We start from the raw sequence: 23,410 nt of genomic DNA, 5'->3' as shown, positions 1-23,410 counted from the left end.
GCCAATACACCCTGGACCGCAAGCAGTTCGGCCGCCCGCTCGCGGCGAACCAGCTGATCCAGAAGAAGCTCGCCGACCTGCTGACCGAGATCACCCTGGGGCTGCAGAGCTGCCTGCGGGTGGGGCGCCTGAAGGACGAGGGCAACGCGGCGGTCGAGCTCACCTCGATCATCAAGCGCAACTCCTGCGGCAAGTCGCTCGACATCGCCCGCATGGCGCGCGACATGCTCGGTGGCAACGGCATCTCGGACGAGTTCTGCGTGGCGCGTCATCTGGTGAACCTGGAGGTGGTCAACACCTACGAGGGCACCCACGACGTGCATGCGCTGATCCTCGGCCGCGCCATCACCGGCATCGCCGCGTTCGCCAACTGAAACCGGACGATGCCCCGATGAGCGCAAACCACAGACCGGACGAGCACGGGATCGGCTTTGGCGCCGAGTTCGTCGTCGACCGCAAGATCCGTTTCGAGGATTGCGATCCCGCGGGCATCGTGTTCTTTCCCAACTACCTGCGCATGCTCAACAGCGTGGTCGAGGACTGGCTGGAACACATCGGCTACCCGTGGTCCGAGATCGTCGGCGTGCGCCGCATGGGCACCCCCACCGCCCAGCTCGACACCTCCTTTCTCAGCCCCTCGCAGTTCGGCGAGACGCTGAGCTTTCACCTTAGCGTCGAGAAGCTCGGAAACTCGTCGCTGATCCTGCGCCATGTCGCGCAGGGCAAGGACAGGGTGCGCCTGCGGGCGTACCAGGTCATCGTCGCCACCTCGCTCGACACCCACGGTGCGATCGCCTGGCCGCAGGACATCCGCCACGCGATCACCCGCTTCATGGAGAACCAATGATGAACAACATCCTGCAACCCGAAGGCTGGGCCAAGCCCCGCGGCTACTCCAACGGCATCGAGGCGCGCGGTCGCCAGATCTTCGTCGGCGGCCAGATCGGCTGGAACGCCGAATGCAAGTTCGAGAGCGACGACCTGGTGCAGCAGATCTACCTCGCGCTGAAGAATTCGGTCGACGTGGTGCGCGTGGCCGGCGGCGGCCCGGAGCACGTCGTGCGTATGACTTGGTATCTGGAGGACAAGAAGGAATACGTCGCCCGGCTCAAGGAGATCGGCGCGGTCTATCGCGAAGTCATGGGCAGGAACTACCCGGCGATGACTGCGATCCAGGTCGCCGACCTGGTCGAGGACGAGGCCAAGGTCGAGATCGAAGTCACCGCGGTGATTCCGGACTGACGGTTTGTGGAAGAATGGACGCCCCCTGGCGGGTGCCGTCCGGTGCTGCGCCATCCCCGATGACGCGGCGCGGGGCACCCGACCCGAATTCCATCCTTTCATGAATCTGGAGCTTGAGCATGAGCGAAGCGAAGTCCCTGGCGCCCGAAGGGCTGCTGGTCAATGGGCCCGAGGCGGGCGTGCTGGAGATCCGGCTGAACCGGCCGGAGGCGCGTAACGCGTTGTCCACCCCGCTGTTGCGCGGCATCGTCGGCCTGCTTGAACAGGCCGAGGGTGATGACGCGGTGCGTTGTGTGGTCCTGACCGGTGGCGACAGCGTATTCGCCGCCGGTGCCGACCTGGCCGAAATGGCGGCCAAGGACATGCAGGCGGTACTGCTCGAGGAGCGTCCGCGCCTGTTCGCCGCGATCGGCCGCTTCCCCAAGCCGGTGGTCGGTGCGGTGTGCGGCTATGCGCTGGGCGGTGGCTGCGAACTGGTCATGCACGCCGACCTCATCGTCGCCGGCGAATCGGCCCAGTTCGGCCAGCCCGAGATCAATCTCGGCATCATCCCCGGCGCCGGCGGCACCCAGCGCCTGACCCGCGCGGTGGGCAAGTCGCTGGCAATGAAGATGGTGCTGGCGGGCGAGTTCATCTCTGCCCGTGAGGCACAGGCGGCCGGGCTGGTGGCCGAAGTCGCAGCCGACGATGCCTGCCTCGGGCGCGCGCACGAACTGGCGCGCAAGATCGCCGCCAAGGCGCCGCTCGCGGTGCGCCTGGCCAAGGACGCGGTGCTGCAGGCCTTCGAGACCCCGCTTGGCGCCGGCATGGCGCTGGAGCGGCGCAACTTCGTCGTGCTCGCCGGCACCGAGGACCGTAACGAGGGCGTGCGCGCCTTCCTCGAAAAACGCAAACCGGTGTGGAAGGGACGCTGAGCGTCCGCCGCCGCGCCGGGTGGAGCCCCTAATTGAATCCTGATCTCCCCGTTCGTACCCTTGGCATCGTCGGCGCCGGCCTGATGGGCCGCGGCATTGCCCAGATCGCCGCCATTGGCGGCATCGAGGTGCGGCTGTTCGATGCGCGGCCTGCTGCGCCCGCCGAGGCCATCGCCGCGGTTGGCGACATGATCGACAAGCTCGTCGTCAAGGGGCGCGTGGCCGAGGCCGACGGCACCGCAGCGCGCGCACGGCTGAAGCCGGTCGGATCGCTGGCCGAACTGGCCTGGTGCGACGCCGTGGTCGAGGCCATCGTCGAGGATCTCGAAGCCAAGCGCGGCCTGCTGCGCGAACTCGAAGGCGTGGTGCACGTCGACTGCATCCTGGCGACCAACACCTCGTCGCTGTCCGTTACATCCATCGCCGCGGCGTGCGCTCACCCCGAGCGGGTGGCCGGTTTCCACTTCTTCAGCCCGGTGCCGCTGATGAAGATCGTCGAAGTCATCGACGGTGCGCGCACCGATCCCGCAGTCTGCGAGCGCCTGAGCGCGCTGGCGGAGAGCATGGGGCACACCCCGGTGCGTGCGCAGGACACCCCCGGCTTCATCGTCAATCATGCCGGGCGGGCCTATCTGACCGAAGGGCTGCGCATCCTCGGCGAGGGCATTGCCGACGCCGTGACGCTCGATCGCGTGCTGCGCGAGGCCGCGGGTTTTCGCATGGGGCCGTGCGAGCTGCTCGACCTTACCGGGCTCGACGTGTCGCACCCGGTGATGGAGTCGATCTTCGGCCAGTATTATCAGGAGCCGCGCTATCGACCGTCACCGATCACCCGCCAGCGCCTTGCCGCCGGGCTGCTCGGGCGCAAGAGCGGCGAGGGCTTCTATTTCTATCGGGATGGCGTGGCTGCGGTCTCTCCCGAACAATCACCGCCGGATGCACGCCCGCCACGGGTGTTCATTGCCGTTGAGGATGAAGGCGACCGGGCCGCCTTGCGCGCCTGCGTGACCGGGCTGGGCGGGGTGATCGACGACGGCCCGCAGCCCGCGGCCGACGCCCTGTGCCTGGTCGCACCGTGGGGCGAGGACGCGACGACCTTGTGCCTGCGTCATGGTCTCGACCCCCGACGCACGGTGGCGATCGACCTGCTGCCCGACCTCGGGCGTCGCCGTACGCTGATGACCACGCCGCTGACCGACCCCGCGATGCGCGACGCGGCTCACGGCCTGTTCGCGGCCGACGGGGTGCCGGTGTCGGTGATCCACGATAGCCCGGGCTTCATCACCCAACGCGTGCTGGCGATGATCGTCAACCTCGGCTGCGACATCGCCCAGCAGCGCATCGCCAGTCCACAGGACATCGACACCGCGGTGCGTCTCGGGCTCGGCTATCCGGGCGGACCGCTGGAACTGGGTGACCGCCTCGGCGCGGCGCGAGTGCTCGCCATTCTCGATGCCCTGCAGGCCTACACCCGCGACCAGCGCTATCGTCCCAGCCCGTGGCTGATCCGCCGTGCGCGGCTGGGGGTGTCGCTGCTCACCCCCGAGGGCTGATCCGGATCGGGCGCGGATTGCCCGATTGATCTGGCAGATTCGCGTCTGGCATGCTTGAATCCGGAGGGAACACGGCCATCCCCGGTCGCGCTGCGGGGGCCCTCGATGCCAATCTTCTTCATCTCCTATCGGCGTGACGACAGCGCAGGCTATGCCGGTCGGCTGTCCGACGCGCTCGAGCGTCGTTTCGGTGACGGAGCGGTGTTCCGCGATGTGGATGACATTCCCCCCGGCGCCGATTTCGAGCAGTTCATTGTCGAGCGTCTTGCTCAGGTCAGCGCTGTGCTGGTGCTGATCGGCCCGCGCTGGCTCGATGCCACGGATGGCCAGGTGCGACGTCTCGATCGGAAGGACGATCTCGTGCGCCGCGAGATCGAACTCGCCCTGCAATCCGGCAAACCGGTGATCCCTGTCCTGGTTGCCGGTGCGCAGATGATGTCGGCGACGGATCTGCCGCCATCCTTGCGCCCGTTTGCCGGGCGGCATGCCCTCGAGTTGCGGGATGCGGCCTGGAAGTCGGATGTGCGAAGGCTCGAGCAGGCGCTTGCCGATCTGGCCGGGCTGCTGCTTGCCGATGCCGCGGCCGGGGCGGGCGAACGGGCCGCTCAGGAGGCGGTCGACGTCGCGGTTGGCTGGCGGTCCGGGCGCAGGCTCGGCCGCTGGCTGGGGGGCGCGATTGCGATGGCGATACTGCTGGCGGCGGTTTCGTTGTGGATGACGGGGCGCGGTTCGATCGACCCGGACACCGTGACCGGCGTATGGAGCGGGAGGATCGACTACCCATGGGGCGTGTCGATGGACGAGCGTTTCGAGTTCATCCTGGCCGGTGACGAGATCCTGGGTAGCGCGGGCTATCTCGGGTTGCCGCGGGCGATCGAGCAGGGCCGGCTGGTCGATGGCCGGCTGCAGTTCATCTCGCGCACCGAAGTCGTTTCCGGCGACGCGCCGCCGCGCGAACTCACCCATCGCTATGTGGGCACGCCGGCGGTGGGGCAGATTTCATTCAGCCTGCATACCAGCGGCGCCGGCAGCGCCGAGCCGCTGGTGCGCTTCACCTTGCGCCGGCCCTGAGCGGAGCGGCCTGCGGCCGTGGGTTGGTCGTGCGCGATCTGCGTTGATGTGCCGCTACAGCGTGCGGGTGTCGATCCAGCTGACCTTGCCGGTTCGGCGTTTCACTTCCCGGTACATGTGCGCGGTGCCGCCGGGGCCGTCGCCGCCGCCGCCGTCCCACAGACAGATGAAATGCACCTTGTCGATCCCCCACGCGAGCGCCGTACACAGCAGCCACCGGTTACAGCGTTCGAACGGGTTTTCGCTGTCGTCGCCCACGGATTGCGGGGGCGGCCCGAGCTCGTCCGGGAGAATGCGCGGGGCATCGGCCAGCCCGGCCTTGAGGCGGAAGTAGCGTTCGCGCCATTCGCTGCCACCGTTTGCGGGGAGCAGGGAGCGATCGACGAACTCCGCCTCGGCCAGCGGGAGCATCAGGTGCAGGCGCACCCCGCGGGCCGCGCAGGCTTCGAGGAAGAGAATGTCACCACCGCTCGCGCCCTGGGTCAGCGCGAGGTCGCCGGGGCCTGCGCCGAGGGTGTCGAGGGTGGATGCGATCCGCTGCGCGGCGGCGCGCTCTTTGCTGCGCGGAAAGCGCGGGGTGCCGCGCTCGGGGGCGTCGGCCATGTGACCGCTGAACAGAAAGACCCGACGCGGCATGTAGGGCGGAGTGCTGCGTGCGATCCCGTCGGCCACGAGGTCGAGCGCGGCCGCCGTCTCGGCCGGCCGGTACGCAAGGGCGCGCAGCAGGCACAGCGCCCGGCGGATGGCGTCGAGCGCGAGCCAGTCCCCCGTGGCCGCCGTCACCGCGCAGCGATAGGCGCGGATCACCTCATCCGCATCGTCGACCAGCAGGCTCAGCGCAGCACAGCTGGCGTGAGCCTGGTAATCCTGTTGATTGCGTGCCTGCGCGCTGAGGCCCGCCCAGCGCACGCCGCCCGCGAGCTGCGCGATCGCTCCGGGCGCGGTTTCGCCGCCGAGATGCCCGCGCAGGCGTTCCAGGGTGAGCGCGTTGAGGCCGGCGCGATGGTGCGCGGGGTCGGCGACGAAGGCCCGCCGATAGCACCCGATCGCTACGCCGAGCACGGCGTCCTCTTGGCGCGCACGCTCGCGCGGCGCGCCGGGGTTGTCACCGTCCTGCCACCAACGCCCGATCCAGTCGTGCTTCTCGACCCCGCCGGCAAGCGCCCACGCTTCGGCGTCGTCCGGATGATCAGCGATCAGATTGCGGGCAGCTGTCCGTGCCTGGTCGTAACGGCCGAGACCGCCGAGACAGACGATCCGCCCGGCGCGTGCCGCGCGGTGATCCGGCGCCATGGCGAGGACGGTGTCGAACTGCTCGAGGGCGAACTCGTGGTGCCGCAACGCGAGCAGCGTGTCGCCAGCCGCCATCCGGCCCTCGACGTGCAGGGCGATGTTGGGTGTTTCCTCGGCCAGCACTAGGATGTCGCCCGGACGCAGGAGTCGCCGTGCAGTCTCCACGTGCGCTGCCCACGCCTCGTAAGCCGTAGTGAACGGGTTGCGTGGGGTGAGCAACGTTTTCCAGTCGGCTTCCCGGAGGTGTGGTAGCAGGCTGAAGACCGGGCTCGCCTTGCGCCCGTGCGATGCCGCCAATGTGGCGCGCGCCAGGGCGGTCAGGCGCCGGCAGTCGATGGCGAGGGCGGAGGGGTCGGGGATGCCGTTCTTGAGGTGGTAGCGCAGCCTGCGGTCGGCGCCGATGTCGAAAGGCGGGTCGGAGCGCGATCCCTGCACCAGAATCGCGTCCCGCGTGCGCAGCGCATGGCGGATGCCGAGTTCGTACCACTCCCTGGGATGGTCGAGGGTGAGGTCGGCGACCACCACGTCGGCCATCAGCAGTTCCTGGAGCATGTCGGCGCCGATGCCGCCGGCCCCCATGTCCTCGTCGGCACGAAACACCGCGAGGCCGGCCGCGACCAGTGACGGCCGGATATAGTCCGTATAGACGCGGTTGAAGTCGATCGACGTCCCGTCGTGTCCGGGCTGGGTGCCGAAGGGCATCGCAACGAAGGCGTGAGGCTTCATGCACCGATCCTGTCGCAGCGGTTTGCGGATGGCCGGCAGGTGGTGCCGGGCACTGGTCGTTTTGCACATTATAGGGATGCGGGCTCACGACCGCCTCCACGTCATGAGTGCCTGCCGCTCTGCGGTCCGAGAGAGCGGGGCGGCGATCAGGGCAGCGTGATGGTGAGATGAGGTGGCTTGCGCGAATAGGTGATCAGCTCGGTGTAGGGCGCCATGTCCTGGGCGGTGAGGGCATCGGCATGGGCTTTGAGCCCCAGGTAGCCCAGTAGTCCGGCGAGCGTCAGGATTGCGGCCAGTACCCAGGCCGGCAACTCGCGCCGGAGCGTGTGGACAATGTTGTCCGGGGCCTTCCAGTGCGGCGCGAATCCGGCATGCCTGCCCTTGATGTGGGCGATCTGGGCGCCAAGCTGGGCGGTCAGGTAGTTGACCTTCTCCGAGCCTTCGATCAGGTACTTGCCCTTGAAGCCGAGCAGCAGGCACATGTGGAAGACTTCCAGGGTGGCGAGACGCTGGCTGCCGCTGTTCCTGGCGATCTCCAGCTTGTCGAAGAAGTGCTCGCCGGCGAGCTGGTCGCCGAACAGGGTCAGCTGAAGCGGCTGGCGCTCCCACTCATCGCGGATGCCCATTCGCGATGACAGTACCGCCTCGTCGACCATGGCGCTGAAGGCGTATTTGGCGTCGTAGACCTCTTCGGGCTCGAAATTCCGCCGCTTCGCTTCGCGTTCGAATTCGCCCAGGAACTGCGTGACCCGAGCGGAGAAATCGCTGCTGCTCCTCGGGGTTTTGCCGTTGCCGAGCAGGAAGACCATGTAGAAACCTTCGTAGAGCAGGTCGACCAGGGTGGTGCCGGGTCCGGGCGTGGCGGCGATGTCGGACGGTAGCGAGGCGGAACTGCCGAACAGGGAAGGCGGGGCGGAGGTCATGAGGTGAGGGCGATCAGTTCGAGCTTGAGATCCCGGTAACTGGCGGGAGCATAGATGGTGACGGTCCGGGCCTTGAGCATGCGCTCGTACAGGGCGCCACCGGGATCGATGGTGAAGTAGCAGGTTCCCGGGCGAACGGGGATCGCATGCGGGACCTGGGCGGCATGGGTGAGGCGCGCACCGCTCAGTGCGGAGAGCACGAGCTTGTCGACGTCGTCCGGTGCACCGATCTTCATCCGCAGCGGGACCGACTCGATGATCTCGGAGAGCGGGTGCGAACTGTTCACCGCAAGGTAGAAGGCGGTCTCGGCGGTGATCTTTCCGGAGTCGAGGCGACCACTGTGGAAAGCGGGTTTGGTCTCGGTGAGCGCGATGTTGAAGTAGCGCGTCGAGATCACCGTATCGAGCAGGGTGCGAAGCACCTGATCCAGGCGGATGAAGACCGGCCCCGGGCTGGCGTGATCGTAGGCCGGCAGATCGGCCAGTTCATGCAGTTTCGAAAAGGTCATCAGGCCGCCTGCCAGCCGGAGCAGTTCCTGGAAGAAGCGCTCGGGGTGAACGAGCGGCGCATGCTTGAGATGCGTCAGCGCGGCAAAGGCGCTGTTGACCGTGTGCAAGAGCCAGAACGATGCGACATCCCCCGAACGGAACTCGACGACGCTCCGCGACGGTTCCCGATGCAGCCCGCACAGTGCCTGCGCCTTCGCCTGCAACGCGTCGAGCAGTCGCTGCAACTGATTGACCAGCAGGTCTGATCCATGAATCTGCAGCGTTGGCGGCATGAAATCGGGATCACATTCGTAGCCGCCGGTTGCCGTTCTGCGGATGCGGACGACCGGCATGCATGCATAGGCGTCGACTGGCTCCTGAGCGGACTTGAACAGTCCGCGCTTCAACAGGGTGGTAATTTCCGCTTCGACCGCACCGGTATAACGGTCGGGAATCGTGATCGCGTCAATCGCGAAACGGGTCGACCCGACCGGCGTGTCCACGGCGGCACAGTTGCTGCCATGGTCCTGCAGGTGACGGACCGCGAGATGGAACTCCGCAATGCCGTCGGTGAAGGAGGCGCGATTGAGGGCCACTGGTTCGGGCAGGAGGTCGTTGCCCGGAGCGCAGTAGGATTCGCCGTCGGCGAATATGAGTTCGGCGCGGTGGAGCCGGAGCACGCCGCTGCCCAGTGCATCGCGGTCGATGTCGAGCGTCCGGATCCCCCAGCAGTAGGGCTGTGCGCTCAGCATTGCGTGGCGAACGAGTGCCTCGAGATGGGCGTCCTGTTGCTGGAAATGTTGCGGACGAAGAAAGAGCCCTTCGCCCCAGAGTATCTTGGCCTTGCTCACGATCATCGGACTCCCTGGCGGATGCCGCATCTGCTGCCGGCGAAGGTCGATAGGCTGCTTCCCGCCCCGGAGGATGCGATCTTGCCGCCGACAACGCTCATGGCGCAGGCATGGAGCACGATGGCAATCCCGCTGTCGGCCAGCCCCTCGCGCGCGAACGCGACTTTCCATTGCCCGGGCGCCGCGGTGTGGAACAGTGCGACCAGGCCGATGAAGCGTGCCGCGCCGTCGAGGTGTTCCTGGAGGCGGTAGGTTCGGCCGGGAAGGACCGTGATCTCGCGGACCGTCACGAGTTCGTCCCCCAGCGCGGCGAGTCCGGCGCGTTCGTCTTCTGCCTGGATCTGCGACATCGCCGAAAAGCCGGTTTCGCTGCGCAGCTGGTAGAGCCGGACGACGACCGAAAGTGCTTCGCCCGAGTCCGACGTGTTGAGTGCGTCGCCACCGTGGATGGTGATGGCAATCGGCTGTCGGGGCGCTGCATCGGCGCCCCCCGCCGGCGACTTGATGCCGGTCGATTCGAGCACCGCGGTCATTGCTCCGCCGACCGCGATGCCAGCCAGCTGGAGTGCGCCCGGCGTTGCGCAGCCCCCGACCCCGAATGCGATCGCAGTACCGTACAGGAGGGGCTTCAGTGCAGGCGCAAGGAAGGACGCAGCGAGGATGCGGATCGAACTGTCGGATGGAGCTTGCAGGGCGAGGGTTCCCGTGGCGGCGCTCATGGAAATCTGTTTGTCATTAAAAGAATGTCAATGTACTATGCCGTTAGGTTCTTTTCAATGCCGTGGATAACACGACAGATGGACGACAAACCATGATCAATGCGCAGTTCGGCCGAATCCGCAGCTGTATGTCGGGCGCACTCATCCTGATTCTGACCGGATGCGCCTCGGTGCCGCAGCCCATGACCGATGCAGATTTGCTCCGGCGGCTCGAGGCAACGGCTGAAACCGTTGACCGCCTGCTTGCCGAATCGAAGGGTGATGAAGCCATCCGGCTCCTGCGCCAGACCGCAGCCGAATCCCCCGCCCGCAAGGAACCGTGGGGTCGTCTGGCAAAGCTCTATTTCGATGCCGGCGACTATGGCAATGCAATCGTTGCCGCCGACGAAGTTCTGCGACGGGATCCGCAAGAGCGTCTCGCACTGAGTCTCCGGGCGGTCGGAGGCCTGCGCGTGGCAACCGAATCGCTGGTCGGATTACGGGGTGATGCGGAGCTGTCCGGGTCGGCCCGCGCGGACGCGAGCAGCCTCGCAAAGGTGCTCCGCGAAACGCTGGGTGAAGAGGTGCTCGTCCTGCCGGTCGTCGCTCCGTCGCCGCGGGTCAGGAGGGCCACGGCAAAACCCGCCGGACGGGAATCGACTCGGGGTCCCGTATCGACGGCAGCGACCTCGCGACGTGGCACGCAGCGCCCGGACGGGCAGGCAGCGGCAGTCGGCGGGGACCCTTTCAGTGTCCTGAAGTAAGTGGGAAAGGAGGTCCTCCCCCGCAGGGTGGGCACCTCCTTTCCTGGTTTTTGGCGAGAATAGGAGGATCCGAATGTCGAAGAAAGAGAGTGTGCAGAAGCGGCTGCAACGCGTGCGTCCCCCCCGTGTGCAGCTCACCTATGACGTCGAGCGTGGCGATGCGATCGAGCTCAAGGAACTTCCTTTTGTCGTTGGTGCGATCGGTGACTTTGCCGCCCAGAGCGAGCAGGCGCAGGTGCGGCTGCGCGATCGCAAGTTTGTCAACATCGATCTGGACAGCTTCGATGACGTGATGGGCGGCCTCGCGCCACGAACCGCATTCCGGGTGGCGAATCGCCTCACCGACGACGGTGGCGAGCTGGCCGTGGATCTTACCTTCGGGAAGTTCGAGGATTTTCGCCCCGAGGCCGTGGTGGAGCGGGTCGAGCCGTTGCGCAAGTTGATGGAAGTGCGTTCCCGCCTTGCCGACCTGCGCAACAAGCTCGCCGGCAACGAGAAACTCGAAGACCTGCTGGCCGATGTCGTTGCGCAGACCGAGAAGCTGGAAGCCCTCCGGCGCGGCGGGCTGCCGGAAACCGACGGGGAGGTCCAATGAATACCGTGCACGGTCCACAGATGGTGGTGGCGTCGGCTGAACCCAGCCTGCTCGACCGCATCATCGAAGAGAGTCGGGTTGCCCGCTCCGACACGGAGCGTGTTCGCGCGCGCGACATCATTGGCGAGCTCGCCGCGCAGGTGCTCGAGGGGGAGGTGGTCGTATCGGACAACCTCGCCGCATCGCTCGATGCGCGAATTGCGGAACTGGATCGGCTGATCTCCGCCCAGCTCAGCGAGATCATGCACGCGCCCGCGTTCCAGCGCCTCGAGAGCACCTGGACTGGTTTGCACTACCTCGCCCGCCAGACCACCACCGGTACGCGCTTGAAGATCAAGCTCATGAATGCCACCCGGCGGGAGCTGGTCAAGGACTTCAAGGCGGCGATCGAGTTCGATCAGAGCGCGATCTTCAAAAAGGTCTACGAGGAGGAGTTCGGCACCTTCGGTGGCGCTCCGTTCGGCGCCCTGGTCGGTGACTTCGAACTGACCCGTCAGCCCGAGGACCTCTATCTGCTGGAGCAGTTGTCCCACGTCGCGGCCGCGTCCCATGCTCCTTTCATTACAGCCTCCTCGCCCGAAATGTTCGGTCTCGAGTCGTTCGCCGATCTGGGCAAGCCGCGTGATCTCGCGAAGGTGTTCGATACCGTCGAATATGCCAAATGGCGATCGTTTCGCGAGTCGGAGGATGCGCGTTACGTCGGTCTGGCGCTGCCGAGATTTCTCGGCCGACTTCCGTACAACCCGAGGGACGGGCTGGTGACCGAAGGCTTCGATTTTGTCGAGGACGTGGATGGGACAGACCACTCGAAATACCTGTGGTGCAACGCCTCCTATGCGTTCGGCGCACGCCTGACTGACGCGTTCGAAAAATACGGCTGGTGTGCCGCAATCCGTGGAGTGGAAGGCGGTGGACTGGTGGAGGATCTGCCCACGCACCTGTTCCATACCGACGAGGGCGAAGTCGCCCTGAAATGCCCTACCGAGATCTCGATCACCGATCGGCGCGAGAAGGAGTTGAGCGACCTCGGCTTCATGCCGCTGGTGCATTGCAAGAACACGGATTACGCCGCCTTCTTCGGCGCGCAGTCGGCTCAGCGGCCCAAGAAATACGACACCGATTCCGCCAACGCCAATGCGAGCCTGTCCGCGCAGCTGCAATACATCTTTGCCGTGTGCCGGATCGCGCATTACATGAAGGCAATGATGCGCGAGAAGATCGGCAGTTTCGCGTCGGCCGCGAATGTCGAGACCTATCTGCAGCGCTGGATCGATCGCTATGTGACCGCCGACGACTCCGCTTCGCAGGAGACCAAGGCGCAGTTCCCGTTGCGCGAGGCCTCGATCGAGGTCAGCGAGGTTGCGGGCCGTCCCGGTGTCTATCGGGCGGTGTCGTTCATCCGCCCACATTTTCAGCTCGATGAGCTCTCGGTTTCCTTGCGTCTGGTCGCGGAGCTGCCGCAGACCCGCAAGGTTTGACGCAGGCCCGTTCAATCACTCAGGAGCAATGTGCAATGAAGGATATCTATGTCGAGTTCAAGGGCAGTGACATCAAGGGAGATTCCCGCGACGCCAAGCACAAGGACCAGGTCGAGGTCTACACCTGGGCACACTCCATCATGCAGCCCAAGTCGGCCACCGCATCGAGTTCCGGAGGGCATACCGCCGAGAGATGCGAGCACGGAGACATGGTGTTTACCAAGGATATCGACGGTTCGAGCCCGAAGTTCTATCAGGCTTGCTCGTCTGGGCTGGTGATCAACGATGTGGCGATCTATTTCTATCGCGCGCACGGCGGAAAGAATTCCACCGGCAACCCGGGCAATGCGCAGAATCGCCACCAGTATCTGAAAATCGAGCTGAAAAATGTGCTGATTGCCGCGATTTCGCCGAATGTCTCCAGCGAGGGCATCCCGATGGAAACCTTCGCGCTGAAGTACTCGGCGGTCAAGTGGACCTATGACGAACTCAATATCGACGGCAACAAGTCGGGCAAGGTCAATATCCAGGGGGCCTGGAATCTTGCAAACAACACGCCGAGCCTGAGCTGAACGTGTCCCTGATCGTGCAGGTGACGGCAGATACCGTCACCTGTCCCGGAGTTTGCCCGCATGAAAGAATTTGGGTCTGCATTGTTCGACAAGCTGTTCGACGATGGTCCGGCGATAGCGGAGATGCGCCGGTTTTCGGTCGATGAGCTCAAGGGGGCGCTGGCCCGTGACCTCGAGTCGCTGTTGAACACCCGGATGGTGATGGACGGTGTGCTGCTCGTCGACTATCCCGAGGCCCGGTGTTCGATCATCAATTATGGGCTGACCGACTTCTCGAGCATGAGCCTGAGCAGCGTCCACGATTGCAAGCTCATATGCGCGGCAATCCGTCAGGCGATTGCAGCGAACGAGCCGCGACTGCATAACGTGGAGGTGTGGTTGGACCCGGACCGCCGATCGACGAACCAGCTGATGTTCTCGATCAAGGCTTGGTTGGTGCTCGATCGTGCCGGCGAGCCGGTCGGCTTCGATGCCATGTTGCAGTCGACCACACTGCAGTACTCGGTGGCTTCCAGTGGCCGGGTCGGCACGGCGACCTGATATGAAGGATCTGCTGCCCTATTACGAGCGGGAACTCTCGTTCCTGCGCAAGCACTCCCAGGAGTTTGCCGAACGCTATCCAAAGATCGCGTCACGACTGCTGATGTCGGGCGATGGTTGCGAGGATCCTCATGTCGAACGGATGATCGAATCCTTTGCGCTGCTCAGCGCACGAGTGAGCAAGCGCCTTGAGGACTCCTATCCCGAATTTGCCGAAGCCCTGTTGAACGTGGTCTATCCACACTACCTGAGGCCTTTTCCGTCGTGTTCCATCGCCCAGCTCGACGATGAGTGGGGTGACCGCGGGCCGGCAACGGCGATGTCGATTCCGCGCGGTACCGAACTCCATTCAAGGCCGGTCAGGGGCGCGCCGTGTACATTCAGGACGGCATGGGCACTGGAGGTCTTGCCGGTCCGGATCGTGCATTTTTCCTTCAGTGCCGCTCCACAGGCCCCGGTCGGGGTACGACTGCCACCTGCATCCAGTGCGATGCTCAGCCTCGGACTGCAACCGACGGGTGAGGGGCCGGATTGCGCAGCGAACCGCGTCTCTTCATTGCGGTTCTTCATCGATGCCGAGCCTTCCGTCGTGGCCGCGTTGCGCGACGCACTGTTCCGCTCCGTGATCGCTGTGCACGTCGAGAGCGACGCGGGTTGGCACGCCCTTGATGATTCCTTGATCGAGCCGGTCGGCTTTGCCGACGATGAGGCGCTGATCGATTTTCCGGACAGTGCGCACGATGCCTACCGCCATCTGACCGAGTTCTTCGCATTTCCGGAAAAATTCAACTTCTTCGATCTTCAGCTCGGGCGACTGCCGGCCGGATCCTGGCACCGGGGGGGGCTCACCTTGCATTTCATCCTGAGCGGCCTGCCTGCGGAGAGTGATCCTGCGCGATTGTTGAAGACGCTGCGAACCGGAAATCTGCGTCTTGGCTGCGTGCCGGTGGTCAATCTGTTTTCGAAGCGGGGTGACCCGATTCGGGTCACCGGCCGCAAGGCGACTTACCCGGTGGTCGCCGACGGGCGGCGGGCTTTTGCCTACGAGGTCTATTCGATCGATTCGGTGCGTCGGGTCAGGCAGACCGAGCAGGGGGAAAGCACCACCGAGTTTCGCCCCTTCTTTTCGCTCCATCACGGCGAGAGCCCGGCCCGGGAGGGAAACTACTGGATCTCGTCTCGCGACGAGCTTGTCGCCGCCAAGAGCCCCGGTTACGAGACCGGAATTTCGCTTGTCGAAGCCGATTTCGACCCTTTCAAACCGGGAACCGATGTGCTGAGCGTCGTACTGACGTGTACCAACCGCGACTTGCCGACCCTGTTGTCGATCGGCCTTCCCGGGGGTGACCTGTTCATCGACGGGGGGACGATCAGGGGGGCGTTCCGTCTGTTGCGCAGGCCTTCCACGCCGTCCCGTTTCGAGCATCGACGAGAGGGTGTGTGGCGATTGATCTCGCACCTGTCGCTGAATCAGCTGTCGATCTCCGGCAGCGGCGTGCATGCATTTCGCGAAATCCTCGGTCTCTACGACCTGCCCCGTACAGCGCTTTCGCGGCGCCAGATCGACGGGATCAAGCACATCGAGCAGTCCGGAAAGACGGTCTGGCTGGCCGGCAAGCCCTTCGCCAGCTTTGTCCGTGGCATCGAGGTCCGGATCGTGATCGACGCAGAGGCGTTCGTCGGCTCCGGCGTGGATGTGTTTGCGCGCGTCATTGACCGCTTTCTCGGCCTCTACGTCCATATCAACAGCTTTGTCCAGCTGGTACTGCTGTCGAGCCGCAGTGGCGAGGAGCTGATTCGGTGCGAACCACACAGCGGCGCGTCGATCCTGGGCTGATCGAGCAATTGCTCGACACCCCTTGGAGATTCGAATTCTTCCAGTCGGTGAGGTTGCTCGAGCGCTGTTTCGACAGCGGGTCGCCAAATACCGCCGCGTTGCCGGCGCAGCTTCGCTTTCGCAATACCGTCAGCCTCGGCTTCGCGCCCAGTCAGATCGAATCAATCTCCGCGGTCGGAGAGGGAGCGCACGCCCCGACGGGGCGCGCGACCCTGAGTGCGGTCGACATCACCCCGAGCTTCATCGGCTTGCTCGGCGGCCAGGGCGCGCTGCCGGTTCATTACACCGAACGCGTCGTCGACCAGGAGCGCTCGCGGCGCAACTCCGCGCCGCGAGCATTTTTCGATCTGTTCTCCAACCGCTCGGTTGCACAGTTCTACCTGGCCTGGCGAAAGTACAAGCCTGCACTGTTGTACGAACGTGACCGTCGCAACCACTTTCTTCCCCAGGTATTGGCTCTTTGTGGCTTTGGGCACGAGGGGGTACGTGATCGCCTTGCTGACGATGCGGGTGCCATCGACGATGAGGTGCTGGCCTACTTTGCCGGACTGTTGCGGCAACGGCCGGTATCTGCGTGCGCCATGGAGCACGTGCTTGCGACCTATTTCCGGGTACCGGTCCGGCTCGAGCAGTTCGTTGGCAAGTGGTATCGCTTGTCCGAGGTGCAGTACTCCGCCCTGGGATGCTCGAATACGGGTCTCGGAACGGGTGCCTTGCTTGGCGGCCGGGTGTGGCAGTGCAACCTGCGGGTGCGGGTCTTTATCGGGCCGTTGGCGGACAGGCAATACCAGTCCTTTCTGCCTGGTAGCGGGCAGGCGGCCGCGCTAGGCAAACTGCTCGGTCTGTTGACCGGCCCCGAGTTCGAGTATGAGATCCGTCCGATCCTGCGTGCCGCGGATGTTCGCGGCTATCGGCTGGAGTCGAATCCACGGAGCCGGCTGGGCTTCGATTCCTTCCTGTGCTCGCAGCCGGCGGCGACCGATCGCAGCGACCCGGCGTTCGAGATCCCTCCATCCCACTGATGGCTTGCCGATTTGGGGTGGTGCGGAGAGACGGGCGCGGCACGACAGCCCCGCGGAAGCGGGGCCGGTGGCATCCGGTCTCAGCTCTGCAGCCTGTCGTTGCGGTAAGACTGGATGACGGGCAGCAACTGGCCGAATACCTTGGGGGTGCCAGCAACCACGTTGCCGGTGGCCATGAAGTTGCTTTCGCCCGCGAGATCGGAGACCAGACCGCCTGCTTCCTGAATCATGAGCACACCGGCGGCCATGTCCCACGGCGCCAGGCCCATTTCCCAGAAACCGTCGAGACGACCGGCCGCGACGTAGGCGAGATCGAGCGAGGCCGCACCGGGGCGACGGATGCCGGCGGTCTTCTGCGTGAGCTCGCGGAACATGGCGAGATAGGCGTCCACGTTGTCGAACTGACGGTAGGGGAAGCCGGTGCCGATCAGCGAGTCGGCAAGGCGAACCCGGCGCGACACCCGGATCCGGCGATCGTTGAGATAAGCGCCACTACCGCGCGAGGCGGTGTAGAGCTCATTGCTGGTCGGGTCGTAGATGACGCCGTGTTCGAGCACGCCGTTCTTGGTCAGCGCAATCGAGACCGCGTACTGCGGGAAGCCGTGGATGAAGTTGGTGGTGCCATCGAGCGGATCGATGATCCACACGAATTCGCTGTCGGCGCCGGACTCGCCGGACTCCTCTGCTAGAATCCCGTGCCCCGGGTAGGCATCGCGCAGGACGTCGATGATGGCCTTCTCGGCGGCGCGATCGACTTCGGTCACGAAATCGTTGGGCGACTTCGATTCGACGGTAAGCAGTTCGAGCTGGGTCGAGGCCCGGTTGATGACGGTGGCGGCGCGGCGGGCGGCCTTTACGGCGATATTCAGGAAGGGATGCATGCGGATCGGTCTCGGCAGATGGAGCGGTCCAGGGCAGTGCGCCCCGTAACGATCAAATACGTAAAACGACGAATTTTAATATGAACCGCGCCTTTGCGCTTGACCGCGTCCGTATCGTGCTTTCGCGACCCAGCCATCCGGGCAATATCGGTGCGGCCGCGCGAGCCATGAAGACGATGGGCCTGACCCGGCTGTGGCTGGTCTCGCCGGCCGTATTCCCCGATCCGGTGGCGGATGCGCGTGCTTCCGGTGCGGGCGATGTGCTGGCTTCTGCCCAGGTGGTGACGACGCTCGAGGAGGCGCTCGCCGGCACGGTGATGGCCGCGGCCGTCACCGCGCGACGGCGCGAGCTGTCCTTGCCCCGGCTCAATGCACGCGCTGCGGCGGCGGTGCTGGTGCAATGGGCCGAGCGCGGTGAGGTCGCACTGGTGTTCGGTAACGAGACCAGCGGCTTGACCAACGAAGAGGTTGCCTTGTGCGGCATGCCGGTGACGATCCCGAGCAGTCCGGATTTCTCCTCGCTCAATCTCGGGGCGGCGGTTCAGTTGCTGTGCTACGAGCTGCGAATGGAAGTGCTGCAGCCGGCGGCGGTGTACGCCGGCGATCCGCAGCCGCAGCCGGCTACGCACGACGAGGTGGAGGGCTTTCTGGCCCATCTCGAACAGGCGGTGACCGAGAGCGGTTTTCACGAGCCGCACAATCCGCGCCGGCTGATGCCGCGTTTTCGGCGGCTGTTCGGCAGGGTACGGCTCGAAAAGGAGGAGGTCGGCATTCTGCGCGGGATGCTGTCCAGCTTTCAGCGTAAAAGTTGAGTAAAATAGTGGGAAATAGGATTCCGGCTTGCCGCAATCCACATTGCACCGACCTGTGACCGTATCCGGAGACTGCACCAAATGTTCGAGCACCTGCGTGAAGACCTGGCCAGCGTTCGCGAGCGCGATCCCGCAGCCCGCTCGACGTTCGAGGTGTTGACCTGTTATCCGGGCGTTCATGCGCTGATCTTTCATCGCCTTGCGCATGCCGCATGGCGGCGGGATCTGTTCTGGCTCGGGCGTTTCGTTAGTCATGTCGGCCGTTTTCTGACCGGTATCGAGATCCATCCGGGGGCCGTCATCGGTCGCCGCGTGTTCATCGACCACGGCATGGGGGTGGTGATCGGCGAAACTGCGGAGATCGGTGATGATTGCACCATCTATCAGGCGGTGACGCTCGGCGGGACTTCGCTTTACCGTGGCACCAAGCGCCACCCGACCCTCGGCAGGGGGGTGGTGGTCGGGGCCGGTGCCAAGGTGCTCGGCGGCTTCGAGGTGGGTGAGGGGGCGAAGATCGGTTCCAACGCCGTGGTGGTCAAGCCGGTACCTGCAGGTGCCACCGCGGTGGGCAATCCGGCGCGGATTCTCGATCCGGAACGGGATGCCGAGCGTGCTCAGAAGGCCGAGCAGATGGGCTTCTCTGCCTATGGCGTGACGCGTGACATGGACGACCCTGTCGCCAAGACGTTACACGGCCTCCTTGATCATGCGGTGGAAACGGACCGCCGTTTCCAGGTCATCGTGGAACGGCTCGAAGCCGCCGGCTTCAAGCTCGATCCGGCGGTCGAGTCGAAAGATGATTTTGATGCCTCGCGGCTATCGAAGATGGTTGATTAGAGAGCCCTTCCGGGCCTTGGTTGACCGTTTTTGTCGGGATCCGTATAGTTGAGTGAAACGTTCGGGTATTCGACCGGGCGCCTTCTATTCTGCTGCGAGGATGCATCATGAGACTGACGACCAAGGGACGGTTCGCTGTGACTGCGATGATTGATCTGGCTTCGCGGCAGGGTGACGGGCCGGTTACGCTGGCCGGCATTGCCGAACGCCAGAAAATTTCGCTGTCCTACCTGGAGCAGCTGTTCGGCAAGTTGCGGCGGCACAAACTGGTGACCAGCGTGCGCGGTCCCGGCGGTGGTTACCGTCTGGCGCGCGACATGCGCTCGATCACGGTGACCGATATCATCATCGCGGTGGATGAGCCGCTCGACGCGACCCTTTGTGGTGGCAAGCAGAATTGCCATGACGAGCACCGCTGCATGACCCACGACTTGTGGACCAATCTGAACAAGCGGATGTATTCCTATCTCGACTCGGTTTCGCTGGGAGCACTGGTCGCGCGCGAGATTCAGCCGGACCCCGATGTCAATGTGCTCAAGGAAGTGCGCCGTCGAGCCTTGACCCCGTTGCGTGAGGCGGCGTCCGCCTGACTCGGGTGAATATCGTGTTTGCACCTGCCTATCTCGACTGGAATGCGAGTACGCCGCTCGATCCGGTGGCTCGGGAAGCGATGTTGCCCTGGCTCGACGGGCGTTTCGGCAATGCGTCGAGTCGTCATGAGTACGGGCGGCAGGCGCGGGCCGCGATCGATGACGCGCGCGGGCGGGTGGCCGCAGCAGTCGGAGCGCATCCGACCGAAGTCGTGTTCACCAGTGGTGGATCGGAGGCAAACAACCTGTTCATCAAGGGTGCTGCCGCGCTGATGAAACCGGGACTGATCGCGGTCAGTGCGATCGAGCATCCGTGCGTCCGTGAGCCGGCCCGGCAATTGCGGCGCTTGGGCTGGGTGATGCGCGAGATTGCGGTCGATGGCAATGGGCTGATCAAGGCGGAAGAGTGGCGTTCGACGCTGGAAGCGCGTCCGTCGCTGGTTTCGGTCATGCTCGCCAACAATGAGACCGGCGTCGTGCAGAATGTGGCCGCGCTTGCGGCCGAGGCACGGGGTGGCGGCGCTTTCGTGCACACCGATGCGGTACAGGTGCTGGGCAAGATTCCAATCGATTTTCGTGCGCTCGAAGTCAATGCCCTGACGCTTTCGGCGCACAAGATCGGTGGGCCGGTCGGCGCAGGGGCGCTGGTGGTGGATAAGCGGGTCGAGTTGGCCCCGCTCATCGCAGGCGGCGGTCAGGAGCGCGGTCTTCGCTCGGGTACCGAGAACGTGGCGGCGATCGTGGGTTTCGGACATGCGTGCGAAGCTGCAGTGGCACGTCAGGCGGGCGAGTCGGTGCGGCTGTCGGCGTTGCGCGAGTCGCTCGAGCAAGGGCTGTTTGCTGCCGGGGCCCATATTTTTGCGGCCGGGGCGATGCGCCTGCCGAACACGACGTTTTTTGCGTTCGATGGTATCGACGGGGAAACACTTGTGGGTAAACTCGATCGTGCCGGCTTTGCCTGTGCCAGTGGTTCGGCGTGTTCCAGTGCCAATCCGGAGCCGTCGCACACGCTGCTGGCGATGGGAGTCGAGCCCCAGTTTGCGCGCGGTGCGGTGCGAGTCAGTCTCGGGCGCGATACAACGCCGCAACAGGTGACCGATTTTGCGGCCACGCTGGTGCGTATCATCAACGAATTGAAGAATCTCGCTGCAATGGCAGCGTGAACAGATCAGATACAACGAATCCGCGGAGAATACGCAATGCTCAAGTTTCCCATCTATCTCGACTATTCTGCGACCACACCGGTAGACCCGCGTGTGGCAGCGGCCATGATCCCGTGGCTTACCGAGCACTTCGGTAATCCCGCCAGCCGCTCGCATGCGTTCGGCTGGGAGGCGGAGAAGGCAGTCGAGGATGCACGGGAACAGGTCGCTGCGCTGGTGAACGCCGACCCCAAGGAGATTGTGTGGACGTCGGGCGCGACCGAGTCCAACAATCTGGCAATCAAGGGCGCCGCGCACTTCTACAAGGGCAAGGGCAAACACGTCATCACCCTCAAGACCGAGCACAAGGCCGTGCTCGACACCGTTCGCGAGCTGGAGCGCGAAGGTTTCGAGGCGACCTATCTCGACGTGCAGGAAAACGGGCTGGTCGATCTCGACGCGTTCCGTGCGGCACTGCGTCCCGATACCATTGTCGTGTCGATGATGTTCGTGAATAACGAGATCGGCGTGGTGCAGCCAATCGCCGCGATCGGCGAGATCTGTCGCGACAAGGGCATCATTTTCCACGTCGATGCGGCCCAGGCCACGGGCAAGGTCGATATCGACCTGGAAAAGCTCAAGGTCGACCTGATGAGCTTCTCCGCGCACAAGACTTACGGGCCGAAGGGTGTCGGTGCGCTGTATGTGCGCCGCAAACCGCGCGTCCGCATCGAGGCGCAGATGCACGGCGGTGGCCATGAGCGCGGCCTGCGCTCGGGTACGCTTGCGCCCCATCAGATCGTCGGCATGGGCGAGGCCTTTCGTCTCGCTCGTGAGGAAATGGCGACCGAAAATGCCCGCGTTCGCCGCCTGCGCGACAAGTTGCTTGCGGGGCTCACCGACATCGAGGCGACCTACGTCAATGGCGACCTCGAGCAGCGCGTGCCGCACAACCTGAACATCTCGTTCGCCTACGTCGAGGGCGAATCCCTGATCATGGCGATCAAGGATATTGCGGTCTCTTCCGGTTCGGCGTGCACGTCGGCCAGCCTGGAGCCGTCCTACGTGCTGCGGGCCCTGGGGCGCAACGACGAACTGGCGCACAGTTCGATCCGGTTCTCCATCGGTCGCTTCACCACCGAGGAAGAGATCGATTTCACCATCGACCTGCTGCACAGGAAGATCGGCAAGCTGCGCGAACTCTCCCCGCTGTGGGAGATGTTCCAGGACGGCATCGATCTCGACACCGTGCAGTGGGCGGCGCACTAACACTTCAGCAGGAGCAGGAAAATGGCATATAGCGAAAAGGTTCTGGACCACTACGAGAATCCCCGTAATGTGGGTTCTTTCGCCCGGGACGACGACAGCGTCGCGACCGGCATGGTGGGGGCACCGGCCTGTGGTGATGTGATGAAGCTGCAGATCAAGGTGGGCAAGGACGGTGTGATCGAGGACGCCAAGTTCAAGACCTACGGCTGTGGTTCGGCCATTGCCTCCAGTTCGCTGGTGACCGAGTGGGTCAAGGGCAAGACGCTGGATCAGGCACTCGAGATCAAGAACACCCAGATCGCCGAGGAACTGGCGTTGCCGCCGGTCAAGATTCATTGCTCCATCCTCGCCGAGGATGCGATCAAGGCGGCAGTCGCCGATTACAAGAAGAAGCACGAAGTCTGAACGGGAGAATGATGATGGGCGTCACCCTTTCTGAAAGCGCGGCCAGGCATGTGGCGAACTTCATCGCCAAGCGTGGCAAGGGCGTTGGTATCCGGCTCGGGGTGAGAACGTCGGGCTGTTCCGGCATGGCTTACAAGCTCGAGTTCGTCGATGAGACGCATGACGAGGATCTGGTTTTCGATAGCCACGGGGTCAAGGTGATTGTGGACCCGAAGAGCCTTGCCTACCTCGAAGGTACCGAACTGGACTTCGTGCGCGAGGGTCTGAACGAGGGATTCAAGTTCAATAATCCCAACGTCAAGGATTCCTGCGGTTGCGGCGAGAGCTTCAACGTCTGATTGCCTGAACGGAAACGCAAGAGCGCATGAGCATCGACCTGACGCAGGATTTTTTCGCCCTATTCGAGTTGCCGCGCACGTTTGCACTGGATGAGTCCGTGCTGGATCACGCCTGGCATGAATTGCAGTCGCAGGTTCATCCCGATCGTCATGCGCACCTCTCCGACCTCGAGAAGCGGCGTTCGATGCAGTGGGCGACCCGGGTCAACGAGGCCTATCGCACGCTCAAGAAGCCCTTGCCACGCGCTCAATACCTGCTTGAGCTTGCCGGGGTGGATGCCGACCTGGAAACCAACACCGCGATGTCGGCCGAGTTCCTGATGGAGCAGATGGAGTGGCGCGAGGCGGTGGAGGAGGCGCGGGCAGCGGGTGACGTGGACGAGCTCGAGCAACTCCACCAGCGCCTGCGTGTCCATTCCCGCGAGGTCATGGACGGCCTTGGCCGTGAGCTGGACGATGCGCATGATTATCCGGCCGCAGCGGATACCGTGCGTCGCCTGATGTTTATCGAAAAACTCCAACACGAGATCGATGACGCCCTCGAGGCGCTCGAAACCTGACCCCTGGA

Annotated in this window: 26 protein-coding genes; 21 read left to right on the top strand and 5 right to left on the bottom strand. The window is 64.4% G+C overall.

Features of this window, described 5'->3' with window-relative positions:
* From AC3A35_RS24050 to AC3A35_RS24025, 6 genes are all read left to right on the top strand, one after another.
* The coding region (locus tag AC3A35_RS24050; RefSeq protein WP_487439068.1) for an acyl-CoA dehydrogenase family protein at window positions 1-374 on the top strand (374 nt) is incomplete at its 5' end.
* A 17-nt stretch (window positions 375-391) separates the two neighbouring features.
* A complete protein-coding gene (locus AC3A35_RS24045) occupies window positions 392-847 on the top strand; it encodes an acyl-CoA thioesterase (RefSeq protein ID WP_487439067.1) in 456 nt (151 codons plus the stop codon).
* Complete coding sequence (locus tag AC3A35_RS24040) at window positions 844-1,242, top strand: RidA family protein (RefSeq protein ID WP_487439066.1); 399 nt, start codon at window positions 844-846, stop codon at window positions 1,240-1,242. The genes AC3A35_RS24045 and AC3A35_RS24040 overlap by 4 nt, the downstream gene beginning before the upstream one ends.
* Window positions 1,243-1,361: 119 nt before the next feature.
* Window positions 1,362-2,156, top strand: coding sequence for an enoyl-CoA hydratase-related protein (locus tag AC3A35_RS24035; RefSeq protein ID WP_487439065.1), 795 nt, complete (start codon window positions 1,362-1,364; stop codon window positions 2,154-2,156).
* An 83-nt stretch (window positions 2,157-2,239) separates the two neighbouring features.
* Window positions 2,240-3,709: a 3-hydroxyacyl-CoA dehydrogenase gene (locus AC3A35_RS24030; RefSeq protein WP_487439074.1), complete on the top strand. Its 1,470-nt coding sequence runs from the start codon at window positions 2,240-2,242 to the stop codon at window positions 3,707-3,709.
* A 105-nt stretch (window positions 3,710-3,814) separates the two neighbouring features.
* Window positions 3,815-4,780: a toll/interleukin-1 receptor domain-containing protein gene (locus AC3A35_RS24025; RefSeq protein WP_487439064.1), complete on the top strand. Its 966-nt coding sequence runs from the start codon at window positions 3,815-3,817 to the stop codon at window positions 4,778-4,780.
* 54 nt (window positions 4,781-4,834) lie between these two features.
* Here AC3A35_RS24025 and AC3A35_RS24020 read toward each other — a convergent pair whose 3' ends face one another.
* From AC3A35_RS24020 to tssJ, 4 genes are all read right to left on the bottom strand, one after another.
* On the bottom strand, window positions 4,835-6,799 hold the full coding sequence (locus AC3A35_RS24020) for a tetratricopeptide repeat-containing protein (RefSeq protein ID WP_487439063.1): 1,965 nt from the start codon (window positions 6,797-6,799) through the stop codon (window positions 4,835-4,837).
* 146 nt (window positions 6,800-6,945) lie between these two features.
* On the bottom strand, window positions 6,946-7,722 hold the full coding sequence (locus AC3A35_RS24015) for a DotU family type IV/VI secretion system protein (RefSeq protein ID WP_487439062.1): 777 nt from the start codon (window positions 7,720-7,722) through the stop codon (window positions 6,946-6,948).
* On the bottom strand, window positions 7,719-9,068 hold the full coding sequence (tssK, locus tag AC3A35_RS24010; RefSeq protein ID WP_487439061.1) for a type VI secretion system baseplate subunit TssK: 1,350 nt from the start codon (window positions 9,066-9,068) through the stop codon (window positions 7,719-7,721). The genes AC3A35_RS24015 and tssK overlap by 4 nt, the downstream gene beginning before the upstream one ends.
* Window positions 9,065-9,781, bottom strand: coding sequence for a type VI secretion system lipoprotein TssJ (gene tssJ / locus AC3A35_RS24005; RefSeq protein WP_487439060.1), 717 nt, complete (start codon window positions 9,779-9,781; stop codon window positions 9,065-9,067). Before tssJ ends, tssK begins: the two co-directional genes overlap by 4 nt.
* 92 nt (window positions 9,782-9,873) lie before the next feature.
* Here tssJ and AC3A35_RS24000 point away from each other — a divergent pair, with 92 nt between their 5' ends.
* The 7 genes from AC3A35_RS24000 to tssG all read left to right on the top strand — a co-directional run bounded on the left by AC3A35_RS24000 (window position 9,874) and on the right by tssG (window position 16,568).
* The gene (locus AC3A35_RS24000) at window positions 9,874-10,524 is read left to right on the top strand and encodes a tetratricopeptide repeat protein (RefSeq protein ID WP_487439059.1); all 651 of its coding nucleotides are present in this window, start codon (window positions 9,874-9,876) and stop codon (window positions 10,522-10,524) included.
* A gap of 91 nt (window positions 10,525-10,615) precedes the next feature.
* Window positions 10,616-11,119: a type VI secretion system contractile sheath small subunit gene (tssB, locus tag AC3A35_RS23995; RefSeq protein ID WP_487439058.1), complete on the top strand. Its 504-nt coding sequence runs from the start codon at window positions 10,616-10,618 to the stop codon at window positions 11,117-11,119.
* The gene (tssC, locus tag AC3A35_RS23990; RefSeq protein ID WP_487439057.1) at window positions 11,116-12,597 is read left to right on the top strand and encodes a type VI secretion system contractile sheath large subunit; all 1,482 of its coding nucleotides are present in this window, start codon (window positions 11,116-11,118) and stop codon (window positions 12,595-12,597) included. Before tssB ends, tssC begins: the two co-directional genes overlap by 4 nt.
* A 35-nt stretch (window positions 12,598-12,632) precedes the next feature.
* Window positions 12,633-13,169, top strand: a complete 537-nt coding sequence (locus AC3A35_RS23985) for an Hcp family type VI secretion system effector (RefSeq protein ID WP_487439056.1) — start codon at window positions 12,633-12,635, stop codon at window positions 13,167-13,169.
* A gap of 60 nt (window positions 13,170-13,229) precedes the next feature.
* Entirely contained in the window at window positions 13,230-13,709 is a 480-nt protein-coding gene (tssE, locus tag AC3A35_RS23980) for a type VI secretion system baseplate subunit TssE (RefSeq protein ID WP_487439055.1), read from the top strand.
* A 1-nt stretch (window position 13,710) separates the two neighbouring features.
* Entirely contained in the window at window positions 13,711-15,546 is a 1,836-nt protein-coding gene (gene tssF, locus AC3A35_RS23975) for a type VI secretion system baseplate subunit TssF (protein ID WP_487439052.1), read from the top strand.
* Window positions 15,510-16,568, top strand: coding sequence for a type VI secretion system baseplate subunit TssG (tssG, locus tag AC3A35_RS23970; protein ID WP_487439051.1), 1,059 nt, complete (start codon window positions 15,510-15,512; stop codon window positions 16,566-16,568). The genes tssF and tssG overlap by 37 nt, the downstream gene beginning before the upstream one ends.
* Window positions 16,569-16,648: 80 nt before the next feature.
* On the opposite strand, the gene AC3A35_RS23965 is transcribed toward tssG, so the two are convergent.
* Entirely contained in the window at window positions 16,649-17,449 is an 801-nt protein-coding gene (locus AC3A35_RS23965; RefSeq protein WP_487439050.1) for an inositol monophosphatase family protein, read from the bottom strand.
* A gap of 80 nt (window positions 17,450-17,529) precedes the next feature.
* Here AC3A35_RS23965 and AC3A35_RS23960 point away from each other — a divergent pair, with 80 nt between their 5' ends.
* The 8 genes from AC3A35_RS23960 (at window position 17,530) to hscB (ending at window position 23,402) form a co-directional block, all read left to right on the top strand.
* A complete protein-coding gene (locus tag AC3A35_RS23960) occupies window positions 17,530-18,261 on the top strand; it encodes an RNA methyltransferase (protein WP_487439049.1) in 732 nt (243 codons plus the stop codon).
* Window positions 18,262-18,342: 81 nt separating this feature from the next.
* Window positions 18,343-19,098 (top strand): serine O-acetyltransferase, encoded by a 756-nt coding sequence (gene cysE / locus AC3A35_RS23955; RefSeq protein ID WP_487439048.1) that lies wholly within the window; start codon window positions 18,343-18,345, stop codon window positions 19,096-19,098.
* A gap of 107 nt (window positions 19,099-19,205) precedes the next feature.
* Window positions 19,206-19,688 carry a Fe-S cluster assembly transcriptional regulator IscR gene (iscR, locus tag AC3A35_RS23950; protein ID WP_487439047.1) on the top strand — a complete coding sequence of 161 codons (483 nt, stop codon included), beginning with the start codon at window positions 19,206-19,208 and terminating at the stop codon, window positions 19,686-19,688.
* An 11-nt stretch (window positions 19,689-19,699) separates the two neighbouring features.
* Window positions 19,700-20,851 carry a cysteine desulfurase family protein gene (locus tag AC3A35_RS23945; RefSeq protein ID WP_487439073.1) on the top strand — a complete coding sequence of 384 codons (1,152 nt, stop codon included), beginning with the start codon at window positions 19,700-19,702 and terminating at the stop codon, window positions 20,849-20,851.
* A gap of 36 nt (window positions 20,852-20,887) precedes the next feature.
* A complete protein-coding gene (locus AC3A35_RS23940) occupies window positions 20,888-22,099 on the top strand; it encodes an IscS subfamily cysteine desulfurase (protein ID WP_487439046.1) in 1,212 nt (403 codons plus the stop codon).
* A 21-nt stretch (window positions 22,100-22,120) separates the two neighbouring features.
* Window positions 22,121-22,504 (top strand): Fe-S cluster assembly scaffold IscU, encoded by a 384-nt coding sequence (gene iscU / locus AC3A35_RS23935; protein ID WP_487439044.1) that lies wholly within the window; start codon window positions 22,121-22,123, stop codon window positions 22,502-22,504.
* Window positions 22,505-22,518: 14 nt separating this feature from the next.
* A complete protein-coding gene (gene iscA / locus AC3A35_RS23930) occupies window positions 22,519-22,842 on the top strand; it encodes an iron-sulfur cluster assembly protein IscA (RefSeq protein ID WP_487439072.1) in 324 nt (107 codons plus the stop codon).
* 26 nt (window positions 22,843-22,868) lie between these two features.
* Window positions 22,869-23,402 (top strand): Fe-S protein assembly co-chaperone HscB, encoded by a 534-nt coding sequence (gene hscB / locus AC3A35_RS23925; protein ID WP_487439043.1) that lies wholly within the window; start codon window positions 22,869-22,871, stop codon window positions 23,400-23,402.
* Window positions 23,403-23,410: the final 8 nt, after the last annotated feature.

The organism is Azoarcus sp. Soil_N_20, assembly GCF_057656155.1.
Note: the sequence above shows the minus strand (reverse complement) of the source record. Positions and strands in the feature narration are given on the sequence as shown.

Coding starts and splice junctions, on each gene's coding strand:
- AC3A35_RS24030 (WP_487439074.1), top strand. CDS start 2,240: ATGGGCCGCGGCATTGCCCAGATCGCCGCCATTGGCGGCATCGAGGTG.
- tssF (WP_487439052.1), top strand. CDS start 13,711: ATGAAGGATCTGCTGCCCTATTACGAGCGGGAACTCTCGTTCCTGCGC.
- AC3A35_RS24040 (WP_487439066.1), top strand. CDS start 844: ATGATGAACAACATCCTGCAACCCGAAGGCTGGGCCAAGCCCCGCGGC.
- AC3A35_RS24035 (WP_487439065.1), top strand. CDS start 1,362: ATGAGCGAAGCGAAGTCCCTGGCGCCCGAAGGGCTGCTGGTCAATGGG.
- iscR (WP_487439047.1), top strand. CDS start 19,206: ATGAGACTGACGACCAAGGGACGGTTCGCTGTGACTGCGATGATTGAT.
- AC3A35_RS24025 (WP_487439064.1), top strand. CDS start 3,815: ATGCCAATCTTCTTCATCTCCTATCGGCGTGACGACAGCGCAGGCTAT.
- cysE (WP_487439048.1), top strand. CDS start 18,343: ATGTTCGAGCACCTGCGTGAAGACCTGGCCAGCGTTCGCGAGCGCGAT.
- tssK (WP_487439061.1), bottom strand. CDS start 9,068: ATGATCGTGAGCAAGGCCAAGATACTCTGGGGCGAAGGGCTCTTTCTT.
- tssC (WP_487439057.1), top strand. CDS start 11,116: ATGAATACCGTGCACGGTCCACAGATGGTGGTGGCGTCGGCTGAACCC.
- AC3A35_RS24020 (WP_487439063.1), bottom strand. CDS start 6,799: ATGAAGCCTCACGCCTTCGTTGCGATGCCCTTCGGCACCCAGCCCGGA.
- tssE (WP_487439055.1), top strand. CDS start 13,230: ATGAAAGAATTTGGGTCTGCATTGTTCGACAAGCTGTTCGACGATGGT.
- AC3A35_RS24045 (WP_487439067.1), top strand. CDS start 392: ATGAGCGCAAACCACAGACCGGACGAGCACGGGATCGGCTTTGGCGCC.
- AC3A35_RS23965 (WP_487439050.1), bottom strand. CDS start 17,449: ATGCATCCCTTCCTGAATATCGCCGTAAAGGCCGCCCGCCGCGCCGCC.
- AC3A35_RS24015 (WP_487439062.1), bottom strand. CDS start 7,722: ATGACCTCCGCCCCGCCTTCCCTGTTCGGCAGTTCCGCCTCGCTACCG.
- AC3A35_RS23940 (WP_487439046.1), top strand. CDS start 20,888: ATGCTCAAGTTTCCCATCTATCTCGACTATTCTGCGACCACACCGGTA.
- hscB (WP_487439043.1), top strand. CDS start 22,869: ATGAGCATCGACCTGACGCAGGATTTTTTCGCCCTATTCGAGTTGCCG.
- AC3A35_RS23960 (WP_487439049.1), top strand. CDS start 17,530: ATGAACCGCGCCTTTGCGCTTGACCGCGTCCGTATCGTGCTTTCGCGA.
- iscA (WP_487439072.1), top strand. CDS start 22,519: ATGGGCGTCACCCTTTCTGAAAGCGCGGCCAGGCATGTGGCGAACTTC.
- AC3A35_RS23985 (WP_487439056.1), top strand. CDS start 12,633: ATGAAGGATATCTATGTCGAGTTCAAGGGCAGTGACATCAAGGGAGAT.
- tssJ (WP_487439060.1), bottom strand. CDS start 9,781: ATGAGCGCCGCCACGGGAACCCTCGCCCTGCAAGCTCCATCCGACAGT.
- iscU (WP_487439044.1), top strand. CDS start 22,121: ATGGCATATAGCGAAAAGGTTCTGGACCACTACGAGAATCCCCGTAAT.
- AC3A35_RS24000 (WP_487439059.1), top strand. CDS start 9,874: ATGATCAATGCGCAGTTCGGCCGAATCCGCAGCTGTATGTCGGGCGCA.